We start from the raw sequence: 14,518 nt of genomic DNA, 5'->3' as shown, positions 1-14,518 counted from the left end.
GCGTGAACCGAGGCGACCGGTGACGGCGCGGAGACCGGTGAGGTGAACGGGGGGACCGGAGCCGCGTGGCGTCGCCGGTGACGTTACCGGCGGTGGGCCGGCTTGTCAGCGGCCGTTCGGCCCTCGTCGTACCACCGGTAGTCGGCGGTTGGACGGTACGTGCCGTTCAGCCAGGTGCCCGGGTGCTGTGCGACCCGGGAAAGCTTCTCGGCGGTGGCGGGGCTGATCCGGCTGCCGCCGGCCACGAGCAGCCGGTCCAGTTCCCGGTGGGTGGCCATCAGGCAGTCCTTCGGGAGGCCGTAGACGCTGATCACGCCCGAGCCGACGAAGGTCAGCACCGGCGTCACCGGAACGGGCAGCCCCACCGCCTCGGAGAGCGCCTTGCTGGCCCGCTTGGCGTCCCGGCGGGACTCGGCCACGTACGGAGGTCGCTTGCCGTTGATCTGCACCACGTCTCCGGCGACGAGCACCCGGGCACGGCCGTGGTCGGCGATGGTCACGGCAAACAGACCACTCGGCCCGATGGCGAGGAACCCGGCTCGCTCGTCCTGACCGCGGTCGAGGACGTCTGTCACGTCGGTGCGCGGCCACTCGATCACGTGCCAGGCAGGCCCGAGGTGGTCGAGTTGGCCCAACGCCCGTGCCCCGGCCGCCTCCAGGCGGCGTGCACCCCGCTCGGCCCGACGGCGGCGGGCCCATTCGAGCGGTGTCGGACGGACCGGTTCGAGAACCCCCGGCGCCTCGACGCGGGGGTGTGGCACCGCGACGGGCGGCAGTGCCCGAGCGGACGGTACGGCTCGTCGTGCGGGAAAGACAGTCATCGCGACCTCCGGCAAAAGGTCCCTCGAAGTTATGTCCTCACTACCCTACGTTGCCACTACCGGTGTTCTGCAAGCCGGAGCGCCGGAGTGACTGTGGATGAATGCCATATTCATCCACAGTTCTTTTCTCGGATGCCGCTAAACCCTGCCCTACGCTGCGGGAGTGACCCACTACGTCGACAGTGAAGTCGGGCGGCTCGGCACCGTACTGCTGCACCGGCCCGGCCCCGAACTGGCCCGGCTCACCCCCCGCAACAACGACTCGCTCCTGTTCGACGCGATCCCCTGGGTGGGGCGCGCCCAGGAGGAGCACGACGCGTTCGCCGCCGCCCTGCGCGAGCGCGGCGTCGAGGTGCTCTACCTGGCCACCCTGCTGGCCGAGACGCTGGCCGTCGCGGACGCCCGGGCCGAACTCACCGAGCAGGTGCTGCGTTCCCGGCGGCTCGGCGACACGCTACGCGCCCGCGTCGCCGACCACCTCTCCTACCTGGACCCGGCAGCGCTGGCCGACGTGCTCACCGCCGGGCTGGCCCACGAGGAGTTGCGGATCAGCTCCGAGCGGCCGGGTGGACTGGTCTACACACTGATGGACCGACACGACTTCGTCATCGACCCCTTGCCCAACCTGCTCTTCACCCGCGACTCGTCGCTGTGGATCGGCGACCGGGTCGGTGTCACCAGCCTGGCCATGCCGGCCCGCCGTCGCGAGACCACCCTGACCGACGCCATCTACCGCCACCACCCCAGGTTCGCCGGCACCGAATTCGTCTACCGTCCCAGCCTCGAGCACCTGGAGGGCGGGGACGTGCTGCTGCTCGCGCCCGGGGTGCTGGCGGTCGGGGTGGGCGAGCGGACGACCCCGGCCGGCGCGGAACGCCTCGGTCGGCAGGTCTTCGCCGCCGGCCTGGCCCACACCATCCTTGTGGTGCCGATCGCCCAGAAGCGCGCCACCATGCACCTGGACACGGTGTGCACGATGGTCGACGTGGACGCCGTCCTGATGTACCCCAACATCGCGAGCACGCTGTCGGCGTACACGGTGATCGCCGGCGGGGACGGCGAGGACCCGCGGGTGGACGGGCCGGCGCCGTTCCTGCGGGCCGCCGCCGACGCGATGGACCTCGACCTGCTCCGGGTCATCGACACCGGGCTGGATCCGGTCACCGCGGAACGTGAGCAGTGGGATGACGGCAACAACACCCTCGCGCTGGCCCCCCGGCTCTGCGTCGGCTACGAGCGCAACACGGAGACCAACGCCCAACTGGAGCGGGCCGGCATCGAGGTGATCCCGATCGCCGGCTCCGAGTTGGGCTCCGGTCGGGGCGGACCGCGCTGCATGTCCTGCCCGATCACCCGCGACCCGCTACCCGTCGCCGGCTGAGCTCGCGACGATCAAACCCACCGCCCGGCTGAGCGGGACGACCGCACCCGCCGCACGGCGGGTGCGGAGCGATGGTGCCCGCTCAGCGCAGGGTGAGCTGGCGGCCGAGCAGCCCCTGACGGGCACGGCGGCCGGCGGCGTCGAGTGGGTCGGTGACGGTGAGCGCCTCGGCGTACCGCTTGGCGAACTGCGCCACCGGCTCCTCCCACTCGGCGGCCGGGGTCTCCTCCGGCAGGTCCCAGACCGGCACGAGTCGACCGTGCGCGCGGAACATGCCGGCGAACTTGGTCTGCTCGCCGAGCGTCAGCGTGCCGGCCGCGCCGAGTCGGGCCAGCGCGTCCAGGGCGGCGTCCTCGTCGTCCGGCAGCACCCAGCGCACGTGGGCCTTCTCCGGGACCTGACACCAGTAGGCGGCCTTCGCCGAGGTCAGCCGGACCGTCGGGTAGATGGCCGCGTTCGCCCGCTCCAGCGACGCCTGGACGGTCGGATCGTCGGCGGCGCCGGGGTCGAGCCAAAAGTCGAAACCCTCGTGCATGGTGATGTCCAGCGGACCGTCCACGAGGATGTCCTGCAGCCGGGGCCCGGGGCCGGGCAGTGGCGGCACCGCCACCTGGCCACCCGGCTCGGTACGCAGCGCGCTGAGCAACGCGTCGGCCAGATCCCGCGACACGTCACCGGACTGCTGGTGGCGCTGGAGACCGATCAGCACCCGGCCGTCCGGCTTGGTGATCGCCGGGGCGGCCATGGGCAGCACCGTGGCGAGCGTCGCCGTCCGGTCGCCGAATTCCTCGACCAGAGCGGGCGCCAGCCGCAGCGGGGCGGAGGCGGCGGGCACCAACTCGCGCAGCGCGATCCACTCGGACTCGTCGACCAACCCGTCGAACGGACGCGGCACGAAGACGTCCCGCACCTTGTCGCGACGGGGGGTGGTGTCGGCGGCGGCGCGCTGGCTCTTTCGACGCTTACTCACGGCGTCACAGCCTAGAGCCCCGGGCGGCTCGCCGTGACCGGGACCCGCCCGAGCCGTTCTCAGCCCGCCGGCACCAGGTCGGGTCGAGGTGTCGGAACCGGCTCGAACTCCGCCCAGACACGCTGGCCCATGCCATCCTGCTCGACGCCCCAACGGGTGGCCAGGCCGGCCACGATGTGCAGCCCGCGCCCGTCCGCCGCGTCCGGGCTTGCCGTTCGGAGCCGTGGCCCGGTGCTCGCGCTGCCGCCGTCGGTGACCCGAAGCTGGATCAGCGCGCCCTCGGCCGAGGGCCGTAACTGCCAGGCAACCCGGATCACGCCGCCGGGCAGCGGTCTGGCGTGTCGCACCGCGTTGCCCACCAGCTCCGCGAGCACCGCGATCAGGTCCGCGAGGAGCGTCGGGGGTACGACATCCGTCAGCTCGGCGGCGAGGCGGTGTCGGGCCAGCCGTGCTCCGCCCGGGTGGTGGGGTACCACCACGCACCAGGCTCGATCCCTCGTTGCCGCTGCCACCGTCGCCTCCACGTCGCGCCACCCCTGGTCAACCGCGTGGTAGCCGCACCTCTGCGACCGTACCGCCGCCGGTCCTCGGACGTAGGGATACCCATCCATTCTGCTGTTCAACGATCCGGCGGACGAGATAGAGGCCGAGCCCGGCCCCCGGGTAGCCGCGACGGTCGCCGGACTCGCCCTGCCAGAACCGGTCGAACGCCCGTTCCACGTGCTCGGGTCGGATGCCGATGCCCTGGTCGCTGACTCGGAATGCCACCAGGTGACCGTCGCCCGAGGCGGTGATCTCGATGGGAGAACCAGGTGCCGAGTACTTGCCGGCGTTGGTCGTCAACTCGGTCAGCACGGTGGCCAGGCTGGGCCGATGACCGAGCGCCTTGGGCAGATCGCTCGGGAGGCGGAGCACCAGCCGGCGGCGCAGCTCCGCCGGCAGGTCGACGACGGCGGAGCGCAGCGCCTCGCCGAGGTCGAACGGGGTGGGAGGGTCGTCGCCCGGCCCCACCTCGGCCGCCGAGCTGAGCAGACGGTCGACCAGCCGGGCCAGCTCGTTGGCACGTTGCCCGATCACCCGGGCCGCCTGCCGTCGGTCGACGTCGGTCAGCGACTCCCAGTGGTCGGTGAGGGTGTCCGCGTACCCCTTGATGACGGTGACCGGCGTACGCAGCTCGTGGCTGGTCACCGCTACGAACAGCTCGCGGTCGTGGTCGCGGCGCTGCTGGTCGGTGATGTCGCGGAAGGTGACCACCCGTAACGTTCCCGGGCCGGGCAGGTCGCCGGAGGTGATTCGCAGCCAGCGGCCGTCCGGCATCCGATGGTCCCGAACCTGCCCGGAGGGCGGCAACGGGAACGGCAGTGGGCGGCTCAGCGCCTGCTCGACCGTCCGGCCGGTGACCTGGGCGGCGGCCGGGTTCCAGAGCCGGACGTGCCCGTCCCGGTCGACGACGGCCAGCCCGTCGGCGAGGGCCGCCACCACCGGGCCGTCGCCGTGCACCGGCAGGCCACTCTGGTCGCCGTACATGTGCCCGACGCAGGAGGCGAGATAGGCGATCACCCCCTGCTGCTCGGCGCCCGGCTCGTCGTCGCCCGGATAGAGCGCGTGCAGGCTGCCGACTGTGTGCCCGCCGATCTCGGCCCGGGAGACGACCATCCGGCGCAGGCCGCTGCCGGCCAGTTCGCCGGCCAGCTTGCCGTTGAGGTCACTCACCCGCGCCTGGCGTACCCGTGGTCCGGAGAGCAGGCAGACGGTGTCCGGGTCGTCAACAGCCAGCGGTCGGCCGAGGGCCCACTCCGCCGCGCCGGTCGCGGCGATGACGCGACCGCCGGTAGGACCGAACTCGACGAACGCCATCCCGGTCGCGCCGAGCGCCGGCTGGGCCACCCGGAGCAGTTGGGTGAGGACCGGCAGGCCCGCGTCCCCAGAATTGATCATCTCGATCACGACGGTGTGGCCGGCGAGGAGAGCGGGGAAATCGATACGCTCCGGCATGTGCCGAGTCTGCCCCGCCGACCCGGTTTTGGGCACCCCCGCCCGGTCGATGGGTCAGCGGTCCAGCCGGGCGAGGGCGTACGCGGGCCGGTCGGTGATGATCCCGTCCACCCCGGCGGCCAGCACCAGCTCCAGGTCGGTCGGCTCGTTGACCGTCCAGACGTACACCTGGTTGCCGGCCGCGCGCAGTGCGGGCAGCAACTGCGGGCGGGCCCGGACCAGGCCGATGCCCGGCCCGGCGATTCGGGTGCCGAACGGCAGCCGACCCAACCGCAGCCAGCGCGGCAGCACCTCCAGCAACAGCACGGTGGGCAGCGTCGGTGCCAGCTCGCGCACCCGACGGACCGCCAGCGGGGAGAACGACATGACGGTGACCTGCACCCTGTCGTCCGGCGCGGGGTCGGCCAGCCCGTACCGGCGCAGCAGGTTGACCAGTCGCCGTTCCACGTTCGAGCCGTAGCGGGACGGGTGCTTCGTCTCCACCAGCAGTCGGACCGGCCGCCCGGCGGCGAGCACCGCGTCCAGGAGGCGGGCCAGGGTCAGCAGCCGGGTGTGTGACTCATCCGGTGGCAGGTCGCCGTCCGGGGCGCTGCCCGGGTGCCACGAGCCGAAGTCCAGGGCGTCCAGTTCGGCGAGCGTACGCGCGCTGACCAGACCGCGACCGTTGCTGGTGCGGTCGAGTCGACGGTCGTGCACGCAGACCAGGTGCCCGTCCCGGGTCAGCCGGACGTCGCACTCCAGACCGTCGGCGCCCTCGTCGAGGGCGCGCAGGTACGCGGCGAGGGTGTGCTCGGGTAGGTCGAACGAGGCGCCGCGGTGCGCGAAGACCAGTGGCCCGCCCATTGCGCCGGCCTCAGATGACCTGGCCGGGCTGCCCGTTCGCGTCGACCACCGGTCGGCCGACCGCAGCCCACTGACGCATCCCGCCGTCGGCGTTGCGCACCTGCTCCCAGCCGTTGTTGATCAGGTAGGCGACGACCTGGGCGGAACGCCCGCCGGAACGGCAGACGACAGCCACCTCCCGGTCGGTGGGCACCTCGGCCAGCCGGGCCGGAAGCTCCATCATCGGCAGGTGGTGAGCGGTGGGCGCGTGGCCGGCCGCCCACTCGTCGTCCTCCCGCACATCCAGCAGGTAGGTCTCGTCGGCGATCTCGGTCACGGGCACTGTGGGAACCTGGGGTCCGAACACAGGAAGCAACACTAGATCCTCATGGCCCGGTTCGGCACCGACCGGGCCGTCGGCACCGTCACAACCGGGTCACCCAGCGAGGGTTGGCCTGCGCCCAGGCCGGCACCCGAGTACCGCGGAGCGCCTCGAAGAGCCCGTTGCCGCCGTTGTCCAGCACCACGTACGAGACCTCGTCGATGGTCTGCGGCGAGGAGGGCACCTGGACGCCGCGCATCCCGTCGGGCGGCAGCGCGCGCAGCGCGAGGAGCAGGTCCTCCAGGGGTACGCCGTTGGTGTCGACGGTCAACGAGCCGCCGACCGCCCGGAGCACCTGGTCCAGTTTGACGGGGTTGCTCCGCAGGTCCGCCTTGCCGGCGCTGTCCAACATTGCCCTGAGCAGCTGCTGCTGGTGGTGCTGGCGGTCGTAGTCACCGCCGGGCAGGTCGTAGCGCTGTCGGACGTAGTCCAGCGCCTGCGCGCCGTCCATCTGGTGGCAGCCGGTGGGGAAGACCCGCTTGGTGTGGATCGAGCGGACCTCGGTGTCCACGCACATCTCCACTCCGCCGAGCAGGTCGATGACCTTCCGGAAGCCGGAGAAGTCGATCAGCGCGGCGCCATCGAACCGGATTCCGGTGAGCCGGTGCAGGGTGGCGGAGAGCAGTTGGGCGCCGCCCTGCCCGCCGCCGCCGTGCTCGTACGCGGCATTGATCTTGTCTTGACCGCCGCCGAAGCCGTTCGCGGGCGGGATGGCGACCAGCAGGTCACGCGGGATGGAGACCAGGTACGCCTCCCGCTGCCCGGCGGGGACGTGCACGATGAGGATAGTGTCCGAGCGTTGGTCGGGGCCGCTGTCGCCCGGGCGCCGGTCGGAGCCGACCAGGAGGTAGTTGAGCGGCCCGTCCAGGTCGGTGCGCTCGGTGCGGGCGTCGGCGTCGAGCAGTTGCTCCTTGGTCACCGTGCGGTCGTAGCGGTGGCTGAGCGTCTTGAGCCCGGCCACGGCGAGCCCCGCCAGCAGGACGAGTGCCAGGCCGATGCCGAGCAGGATCCGCGGCCAACGGGCGCTGGGCGACCGGGCGGACGCGGCCGCTCCGGCCCGGTCCGCTGCGTTCCGTCCCCACCTGGACGTGTCCGCCTCCCCGCAGCCGATACGTGAAACCTGCTCACGTCAGGCTACGGGCGGTGAGGGGACGGTCGCTGGCTTTCCGCGACTCCCGGCCTCACTTGCGGGTGGAGATCACCTCAGGGTGGGTGAAGACGAACTCGGCGAGTTTGTCCTGCTTGACCGCCTGGAACATCGCCATCGTCTCTTCGCTCAAGCCCTCGGTGTTGTTGTTGTTGGCGTGGAAGGTGCCGTTGTTGGTCTTGAGCATGGTCAGCTCGTTGCCGGTGACCCCGCGCATGGTGAAGATGAAGTCCTCGATCGGCACGCCGCCCGTGTCCAGCACGAACGCCTTGCCCGCCGCCTTGATCAGGTTGTTCATCTTGGCCGGGTTGGACAACATCCCGCCCTCGGTGGCCTTCTTCGCCATCGCCTTGATCAGCTGCTGCTGGTTGGCCTGCCGGTCGTAGTCGCCGTTCTTGAGGGACTTGCGCTGCCGGGAGTAGTCGAGCGCGGCCCAACCCTCCATCTCCTGGCAGCCCTTCTTGTGCACCACAGGGGTCCGCTGCTTGCCGGTCTTCTTGGCGTCGGCGTTCCACATCGGCTTGCCGTCGACGTACGACATGTGCAGCGACTTGACCTCCTGGCTGACACAGATCCGCACAGTGCCCAGGGTGTCGATGACGTTCTTGAAGCCGCCGAAGTTGATGATCGCCGCGCCGTCGAAGCTGATCCCGGTGAGCCGCTTGATCGTCTGGGCCATCAGCTGGGCGCCACCCTCCCAGCCGCCGCCGTTGGCGGCACCGGCCTGGAACGCGGCGTTGATCTTTCCGGAGCCGCCGCCGTAGCCGTTCTTCTTGAACGCGGGGATCTGCGCCTCGGTGTCCCGGGGGATCGAGATCAGGTACGCCTGGTCATGCGTGGCCGGAATGTGCAGGATGATGATGCTGTCCGAGCGGACGTCGTCGGCGGCCCAGCGCTCCCGCGCGTCCACGCCGAGCAGCAGCATGTCGATCGGGCCGTCCAGGCTCGCACCGCCCTCGGCGTCGGACTTGCCGGCATCACCCAGCAGGTTGCCCTTCGCGATGCCGCCGGTCGCCTGCCCGATCAACGCCTTGCTGCCGACGATGGCCACCCCGCTGCTCAGCATCAGCACGGCACCGAAGACAACTGTCAGCCTGGCCCAGAGCGGATCCTTGCGCTTGGTCCGCTTCTTCGAACCACCGCCACCCGGGCGGTCGCCGCCACCGCCGCCACCGCCGTTGCCGGGCGGACGCGAGCCTGGCCCGCCCCCCGAGGGGCGTGCCTGCGCGGGTATGGCCGCAGCGACTCGACCGCTGGGGGCGGCGGACCCGGAGGTAGAAGGGCGACGACTGGCCTGAACCGGCATGCGTGCTCCAGCTCGTGATCAGGAGGGGGCGGCACCACTGTACGTACATCAAATCGACTTGGCGAGTTCATCCCGGGTCAATCCGGACGTCGATTTTTCCAGACTCAGTCGATCGTCGTTGCTCGATGACCCGAACGGCTGGTGCCAGCCGGGCCGCGGTCAGCCGCCGTCGTTGCTCTTCGGCGGGTTCGCCTTGACCCAGTCGGCCATCGTGTCCGCGGACATGGCCTGGTACATCGCGAGCGCCTTCTCCCGGTCCGACACCACCACCGACTCACCGTTGATCGTGTCGCTGCCGGAGTTCGGGCTGGTCACGAAGGTGAGGTTCTGGCCGCGCAGGTTACGGAACTGCAGCGCCATGTCTGTAACCGAGAAAGTCTGGTCGACGGTTACGGCTGCGGTCACCGACTTGAGGAAATCGTTTAGCTTCTTCGGGTTCGCCAGCGTGCCGGTGCTGGCCGCCTTGTCCATCAGCGCCCGAAGGAACTCCTGCTGGTGCCGCATCCGGGCGAAGTCCCCGTCCGGGAACTGCTTCCGCTGCCGGATCCAGTCCAGTGCCTCCGCACCGTCCATGTGGTTGGTGCCCTTGGTGAAGGTCCGGTACGGCTTGTGGATCGAGGTGATGGTGCGCTCCACCTTCAGGTCCACCCCGCCGAGAGCGTCGGTTACCTCCTTGAAACCGCCGAAGTCGATCGCCATCACGTGGTCGATCCGAACGTCGGTGAAGCACTCCACGGTGCGTACCGCCAGCGGCAGCCCACCGAACGCGAACGCTGCGTTGATCTTCGCGCGCGAGCCGGAGCCGCAGTCCGCGCCGGCGCTTTTCGGGATCGGCACGTACAGGTCCCGGGGGATGGAGACCAGGTAGGCCTCCTGGTGGTCGGCCGGAATGTGCATGACGATGATCGTGTCGGCGCGCCACTGACTCTTGCTGTCGACCGGCGCGTCCGGGTCCCGTGAGTCGCTGCCGACCAGCAGGATGTTCAGCGCGCCATCGACGGTCTTGGCGGGCCGACCACCGGTGATCTCCGCGAAGGGGTCGGTGCGAGCCAGGTCACTGTTGAGGTTGCGGGCGTACAACCAGGCGCCGACGCTGCCGAGCAACGCCAGCACCAGCACCGCGGCCCCGGCCACCAGGGCGATCCGTCCCCAGCGCGGTCGCGGGCCGCGCCGCCCCGACCCGCCGGTGCCACCCGGGCCGCCGGGCCCGGAGGGCCCCGCCGGGCCGCCGGAGCGAGGCTGCTCCTCGTCGTACGACGGGTAGAAGCGCGCCTCGGTCGGACGGGCGCGCCCGGAGGCGCCCCGATCGGGGCCGGGCACCGACGCGCGCCCGGCGCTGCGGTGCAGGTACGGATGCGGGACGCCGGCTGACGAGGTCGCGGACATGTAACTCAGGGTACGTAGCGGGAGCCACTGCCGCCTTCAGGCGACACTCAGCGGCAGGCGGTACGCGAAGATCTGGTTACCCTAGCCGCGACCGGAAGTACTCGATCGTGCGTCGCAGGCCATCTTCGGGCGCTACCGACGGCTCGTATCCGAGCAGTTCACGAGCGAGCGTGAGATCCGGTCGGCGCATCTCCGGGTCATCCGAGCTGCGGGTGACATAGGTCACCTTCGAGGTGCTGTCGGAGAGCGACACGATCAACTCGGCGAGTTGCCGCATGGTCAGCTCGTGCTCGGTGCCGCAGTTGACCGGGCCCGTCTCGGTCGAGTCGAGCAGCAGCAGGATGCCGCGCACCAGATCCTCGACGAAGCAGATGGACCGGGTCTGGTTGCCAGTGCCGTGCACGGTGATCGGCTCGCCGCGCAGCGCCTGGGAGATGAAGGTGGGGATGGCGCGGCCGTCGTCCGGGCGCATCCGCGGGCCGTACGTGTTGAAGATCCGGACGATCGCCGCGTCGAGCCCGCGGTAGCGGTGGTACGCCATCGTCGCGGCCTCGGAGAAGCGCTTGGCCTCGTCGTAGACGCTGCGGACCCCGATCGGGTTGACGTTGCCCCAGTACGTCTCCCGCTGCGGGTGCTCCTTCGGGTCTCCGTACGCCTCGGAGGTCGAGGCCATCAGGAACCGGGCGCCGTCGGCGGCCGCGCGCTCCAGCAGGTGCAGGGTGCCAACCGAGCCGACCCGGAGGATCTCCACAGGCAACTGGGCGAAGTCGGTGGGGCTGGCCGGAGAGGCCATGTGCAGGATCGCGTCGAACCGCTCGGCCAGCGCCGGGTGGTGGGTCGGCAGGCCGTCGGAGATGTCCGCTTCGACGAGGGTGAAGGTAGGCCGATCCAGCAGGTGGGCGACGTTCTCCTTGGAGCCGGTCACGAAGTTGTCCAGCGCCACCACAGTGCAGCCTCGGGCGATCAGGGCGTCCACCAGGTGCGACGGGACGAAGCCAGCTCCGCCGGTGACGAGGACGCGGTGATCGGAACCAAAGCGCTCAGCAACCTTCATACGGCTCAGCCTACCGACCGCCGAATTCGCGGAAGGGGTCCCCTGTTGACGTCGTACGTCAACAGGGAACCCCTAAACAGGTGCCGCGATCAGTGGGCGCCAGAGCCGGTGAGGGCCCGCACCTCCAGCTCCGCGTACTTGTCCTCGTCGTGCTCCTTGGAGATGACGGTGCCGATCCACCCGCAGAGGAAACCGAACGGAATGGAGAGGATGCCCGGGTTGGACAGCGGGAACCACTGCCAGTCGTGGTCCGGGAACATCGACGTCGCCGCACCGGAGACCACCGGCGAGAAGAACACCAGCAGCACGGCCGAGATCAGCCCGCCGTAGATCGCCCACACCGCGCCGGAGGTGTTGAACCGCCGCCAGAAGAGGCTGTAGAGGATCGCCGGCAGGTTGCCCGAGGCGGCGACCGCGAAGGCCAGCGCCACCAGGAACGCCACGTTGAGGTTCTGCGCGTAGATCGACAGGGCGATCGACACCGCGCCGATCCCCAGGGCGGAGATCCGGGCGACCCGCACCTCCTGCCGCTCCGACGCCTCACCCTTCTTCAACACGTTCGCGTAGAAGTCGTGCGCCAGGCTGGACGACGAGGCCAGCGTCAACCCGGCGACCACAGCGAGGATGGTGGCGAAGGCGACCGCCGCGATGATCGCCAGCAGAGCTGCCCCGCCCAGTTCGCCGCCGAAGAAGTCGATGCCGAGCGCTTCGGCCAGCTGCGGCGCGGCGGTGTTGCCCGCCTTGTCCTGTGCCGTGATCGCCTGGCTGCCGACCAGCGCCGCCGCACCGAAGCCGAGGGCCAGGGTGAGCAGGTAGAAGGTGCCGATGATGCCGATCGCCCAGAGCACGCTCTTCCGGGCCGCCTTCGCGGTCGGCACCGTGTAGAAGCGGATCAGGATGTGCGGCAGACCGGCGGTGCCGAGCACCAGGGCGATGCCCAGGGACAGCAGGTCGACCTTGTTGTAGAACGTCTGCGTCGAGTTGCCGGCGACCTCGACGCCGTACCGGAGCCCGGGTTCGAGGAACGCGCTGCCCTTGCCGGATGCGGCGGCCGCCTGGCCGAGCAGCTCCGACAGGTTGAAGTTGAACTTCGCCAGCACCAGGATGGTCATCAACAGCGCGCCGCCCATGAGCAGGAACGCCTTGACGATCTGCACGTAGGTGGTGCCCTTCATGCCACCCACTGTGACGTAGATGATCATCAGCGTGCCGACCATGATGATGGTGGCCACCTTGGCGGTGTCCGCGTCCATGCCGAGGAAGGTCGTCCCCGGCCGGATGCCGAGCAGCAGCGCGACCAGCGCGCCTGCGCCAACCATCTGGGCGAGCAGGTAGAAGATCGACACCGTGATGGTGGAGACCGCCGCTGCCGTACGCACCGGACGCTGACGCATCCGGAAGGCCAGCACGTCCGCCATCGTGTACCGGCCCGAGTTCCGCAGCAGCTCCGCGACCAGCAGCAGGGCCACCAGCCAGGCGACCAGGAAGCCGATCGAGTAGAGGAAGCCGTCGTAGCCGTACAGCGCGATGATGCCGGCGATGCCGAGGAACGAGGCGGCCGACATGTAGTCGCCGCCGATCGCCATGCCGTTCTGGAAGCCGGAGAAGGACCGGCCGCCAGCGTAGAAGTCAGTCGCCGTCTTGGTCTGCCGGCTGGCCCAGATGGTGATGCCCAGGGTCACCGCCACGAAGACCAGGAAGAGCGTGATGGTCAGGTTCCGGGCGGTGTGATCGCCCGCCTCAGCCGCGAGGAACGTCTCAACCGCGTGAACCGTCTTCACGGGTCACCTCCCCGATCTCGGCGCGGATCCGGTCCGCGATGGGGTCGATCTTCCGGTCCGCGTACCGGGAGTAGAGCCAGGCGATCAGGAACGTGGAGACGAACTGGAGCAGGCCGAAGACCAGTGCGACGTTGATGTTGCTGCCGAACAGCTTCGTGCCCATGAAGTCCCGGGCGTACGCGGAGAGAATGACGTAGAGCGCATACCACAGGAAGAACGCGACGGTCATCGGGAAGACGAAGCCGCGCAGCGCACGCCGCAGCCCGGCGAACTCGTCCGACCGTTGTACGGCCAGGTACTTGTCCGACTGGGAAGCGGCCGGAGCGGGTGTGTCCGTGGACATCTGTGGATCACCACCTTCACAGGCGTCAGAGGAGTTTCGCGCACCGTAAAGAGCGCACTCCCCGCCAGGGAAGGCTGAGATCGACGCCGGTCGGCGAGTGCGCCGAGCGGTTGACTGGCTGCGCCAAGTGACTCAGGTCACTGCGGTGATCGGTCGCCCCTGGCGAGGCGTCCGTTCAGCTCGGCAGCTCGTGGTAGCGACCTCGGTAGTGCAGGAGCGGAGTGGCCTCCTCGGCCAGGTCGACCGCCTCGATCGTGGCCTCGACCAGCAGGCCCCAGCCGTACTCCCGGGCGGTGTCCAGCCGGCACCCGGCCCAGCCGGCGGCATCCGCCGGAACCGGCCCGTACGGCGTCTCGTTCCACGCGCCGGTGGCGAAGAGCCCGCCCGGGGCGGGGAAGAGGCCGGCGAACCGGTCGGCGAGTTGCCGGTGCGGCGGGCCGAGCGGCGTGACAGCGAATCGACCCGACTCCTCGACGGCCGCCCAGAGGTCGGACTCCGGGTCGATCAGCCCGAGCAGCCGGTCTGGCTCCCCCTCGGCCACCAGGGTGGACGAGACGGTCAGCCCGGCAGGACCGGGCGCCGTCCAGAGGGTCACCGGTGCGGCGAGGCGACCACGCAGCCGGCGTACCGGCGACCGTTGCCCGGTCGGAACCGCGAACGGATCGGTGTGGTGGATCTCGGCACCCGGCTCATGATTCACGTGAAACATTGTGCCGCCCCGGACCCTCGCCCAACCAAGGAAGCGCTCGTGCAGGTCGGCGGGTCGTCCGCCGAGCCGAGTGAGCTGCGCGCCGGCCTCCGCCATCAGGGCGCCCAGGTAGACCAGCAGCCCCACCCGGTCGTTTCGGTACTCGGCGAGCAGTGCCAGCCGCGCCGGCTGCCACGGCCAGAGCGCGCCGCAGCCCCGACACCGCCACAGCGGCCGCATCGGCAGGTGTGGCCGGCTCACCTTGGCTCTCCGGCCGGCCCGGGCGGTGGAGTCGCCCGGCTGCGGCGCGATCCGCTCGGCGGAAGGCGATTCCCGAATGACCGTGATGCCTCTGAGTCATATTGATGCCCCTGAGGCATCACGCTCGCGGTGACACACCGATCCCTGGTGCGATGCGCCGTCCGGTGGCTTGCGTGGTCTG

Annotated in this window: 14 protein-coding genes; 1 reads left to right on the top strand and 13 read right to left on the bottom strand. The window is 70.3% G+C overall.

The window, feature by feature from the left end:
- Positions 1 to 83: 83 nt before the first annotated feature.
- Positions 84 to 821 carry a hypothetical protein gene (locus AB0C19_RS02955; RefSeq protein ID WP_112583868.1) on the bottom strand — a complete coding sequence of 246 codons (738 nt, stop codon included), beginning with the start codon at positions 819 to 821 and terminating at the stop codon, positions 84 to 86.
- 163 nt (positions 822 to 984) lie between these two features.
- Between AB0C19_RS02955 and AB0C19_RS02950 the strand changes: the two genes are divergently transcribed.
- Positions 985 to 2,202, top strand: coding sequence for an arginine deiminase (locus AB0C19_RS02950; RefSeq protein ID WP_091396783.1), 1,218 nt, complete (start codon positions 985 to 987; stop codon positions 2,200 to 2,202).
- An 82-nt stretch (positions 2,203 to 2,284) separates the two neighbouring features.
- Here the strand turns inward: AB0C19_RS02950 and AB0C19_RS02945 are convergent, their stop codons facing one another.
- From AB0C19_RS02945 to AB0C19_RS02890, 12 genes are all read right to left on the bottom strand, one after another.
- The gene (locus AB0C19_RS02945; RefSeq protein ID WP_357178505.1) at positions 2,285 to 3,172 is read right to left on the bottom strand and encodes a DUF5926 family protein; all 888 of its coding nucleotides are present in this window, start codon (positions 3,170 to 3,172) and stop codon (positions 2,285 to 2,287) included.
- Between the two features lie 59 nt (positions 3,173 to 3,231).
- On the bottom strand, positions 3,232 to 3,651 hold the full coding sequence (locus AB0C19_RS02940) for an ATP-binding protein (RefSeq protein ID WP_357178502.1): 420 nt from the start codon (positions 3,649 to 3,651) through the stop codon (positions 3,232 to 3,234).
- Between the two features lie 61 nt (positions 3,652 to 3,712).
- Positions 3,713 to 5,167 (bottom strand): PAS domain-containing sensor histidine kinase, encoded by a 1,455-nt coding sequence (locus tag AB0C19_RS02935; RefSeq protein ID WP_357178499.1) that lies wholly within the window; start codon positions 5,165 to 5,167, stop codon positions 3,713 to 3,715.
- A gap of 54 nt (positions 5,168 to 5,221) precedes the next feature.
- Positions 5,222 to 6,010 carry a glycerophosphodiester phosphodiesterase family protein gene (locus tag AB0C19_RS02930; RefSeq protein WP_357178496.1) on the bottom strand — a complete coding sequence of 263 codons (789 nt, stop codon included), beginning with the start codon at positions 6,008 to 6,010 and terminating at the stop codon, positions 5,222 to 5,224.
- A gap of 10 nt (positions 6,011 to 6,020) precedes the next feature.
- Positions 6,021 to 6,356: a rhodanese-like domain-containing protein gene (locus AB0C19_RS02925; RefSeq protein ID WP_030487745.1), complete on the bottom strand. Its 336-nt coding sequence runs from the start codon at positions 6,354 to 6,356 to the stop codon at positions 6,021 to 6,023.
- A 58-nt stretch (positions 6,357 to 6,414) separates the two neighbouring features.
- The gene (locus AB0C19_RS02920; RefSeq protein ID WP_357178492.1) at positions 6,415 to 7,332 is read right to left on the bottom strand and encodes an LCP family protein; all 918 of its coding nucleotides are present in this window, start codon (positions 7,330 to 7,332) and stop codon (positions 6,415 to 6,417) included.
- Between the two features lie 220 nt (positions 7,333 to 7,552).
- Positions 7,553 to 8,584, bottom strand: coding sequence for an LCP family protein (locus AB0C19_RS02915; protein ID WP_357179475.1), 1,032 nt, complete (start codon positions 8,582 to 8,584; stop codon positions 7,553 to 7,555).
- Between the two features lie 399 nt (positions 8,585 to 8,983).
- Positions 8,984 to 10,210: an LCP family protein gene (locus AB0C19_RS02910; protein WP_357178489.1), complete on the bottom strand. Its 1,227-nt coding sequence runs from the start codon at positions 10,208 to 10,210 to the stop codon at positions 8,984 to 8,986.
- Positions 10,211 to 10,286: 76 nt separating this feature from the next.
- Positions 10,287 to 11,264, bottom strand: coding sequence for an NAD-dependent epimerase/dehydratase family protein (locus tag AB0C19_RS02905; protein WP_210782732.1), 978 nt, complete (start codon positions 11,262 to 11,264; stop codon positions 10,287 to 10,289).
- Positions 11,265 to 11,353: 89 nt separating this feature from the next.
- Positions 11,354 to 13,045, bottom strand: coding sequence for a cation acetate symporter (locus AB0C19_RS02900; protein ID WP_112679586.1), 1,692 nt, complete (start codon positions 13,043 to 13,045; stop codon positions 11,354 to 11,356).
- Positions 13,023 to 13,388: a DUF485 domain-containing protein gene (locus AB0C19_RS02895; protein ID WP_088950720.1), complete on the bottom strand. Its 366-nt coding sequence runs from the start codon at positions 13,386 to 13,388 to the stop codon at positions 13,023 to 13,025. The genes AB0C19_RS02900 and AB0C19_RS02895 overlap by 23 nt, the downstream gene beginning before the upstream one ends.
- A 175-nt stretch (positions 13,389 to 13,563) precedes the next feature.
- Positions 13,564 to 14,316: a flavin reductase family protein gene (locus AB0C19_RS02890; protein WP_357179472.1), complete on the bottom strand. Its 753-nt coding sequence runs from the start codon at positions 14,314 to 14,316 to the stop codon at positions 13,564 to 13,566.
- Positions 14,317 to 14,518 lie beyond the last annotated feature (202 nt).

This window comes from Micromonospora sp. NPDC048842 (genome assembly GCF_040649935.1).
Lineage (GTDB): Bacteria > Actinomycetota > Actinomycetes > Mycobacteriales > Micromonosporaceae > Micromonospora > Micromonospora hortensis.
Note: the sequence above shows the minus strand (reverse complement) of the source record. Positions and strands in the feature narration are given on the sequence as shown.

Bases quoted from the DNA above. Each gene is read 5' to 3' on its own strand.
- AB0C19_RS02955 (WP_112583868.1), bottom strand. From the start codon at position 821: ATGACTGTCTTTCCCGCACGACGAGCCGTACCGTCCGCTCGGGCACTG.
- AB0C19_RS02935 (WP_357178499.1), bottom strand. From the start codon at position 5,167: ATGCCGGAGCGTATCGATTTCCCCGCTCTCCTCGCCGGCCACACCGTC.
- AB0C19_RS02930 (WP_357178496.1), bottom strand. From the start codon at position 6,010: ATGGGCGGGCCACTGGTCTTCGCGCACCGCGGCGCCTCGTTCGACCTA.
- AB0C19_RS02915 (WP_357179475.1), bottom strand. From the start codon at position 8,584: ATGCTGAGCAGCGGGGTGGCCATCGTCGGCAGCAAGGCGTTGATCGGG.
- AB0C19_RS02910 (WP_357178489.1), bottom strand. From the start codon at position 10,210: ATGTCCGCGACCTCGTCAGCCGGCGTCCCGCATCCGTACCTGCACCGC.
- AB0C19_RS02905 (WP_210782732.1), bottom strand. From the start codon at position 11,264: ATGAAGGTTGCTGAGCGCTTTGGTTCCGATCACCGCGTCCTCGTCACC.
- AB0C19_RS02895 (WP_088950720.1), bottom strand. From the start codon at position 13,388: ATGTCCACGGACACACCCGCTCCGGCCGCTTCCCAGTCGGACAAGTAC.
- AB0C19_RS02890 (WP_357179472.1), bottom strand. From the start codon at position 14,316: ATGCGGCCGCTGTGGCGGTGTCGGGGCTGCGGCGCGCTCTGGCCGTGG.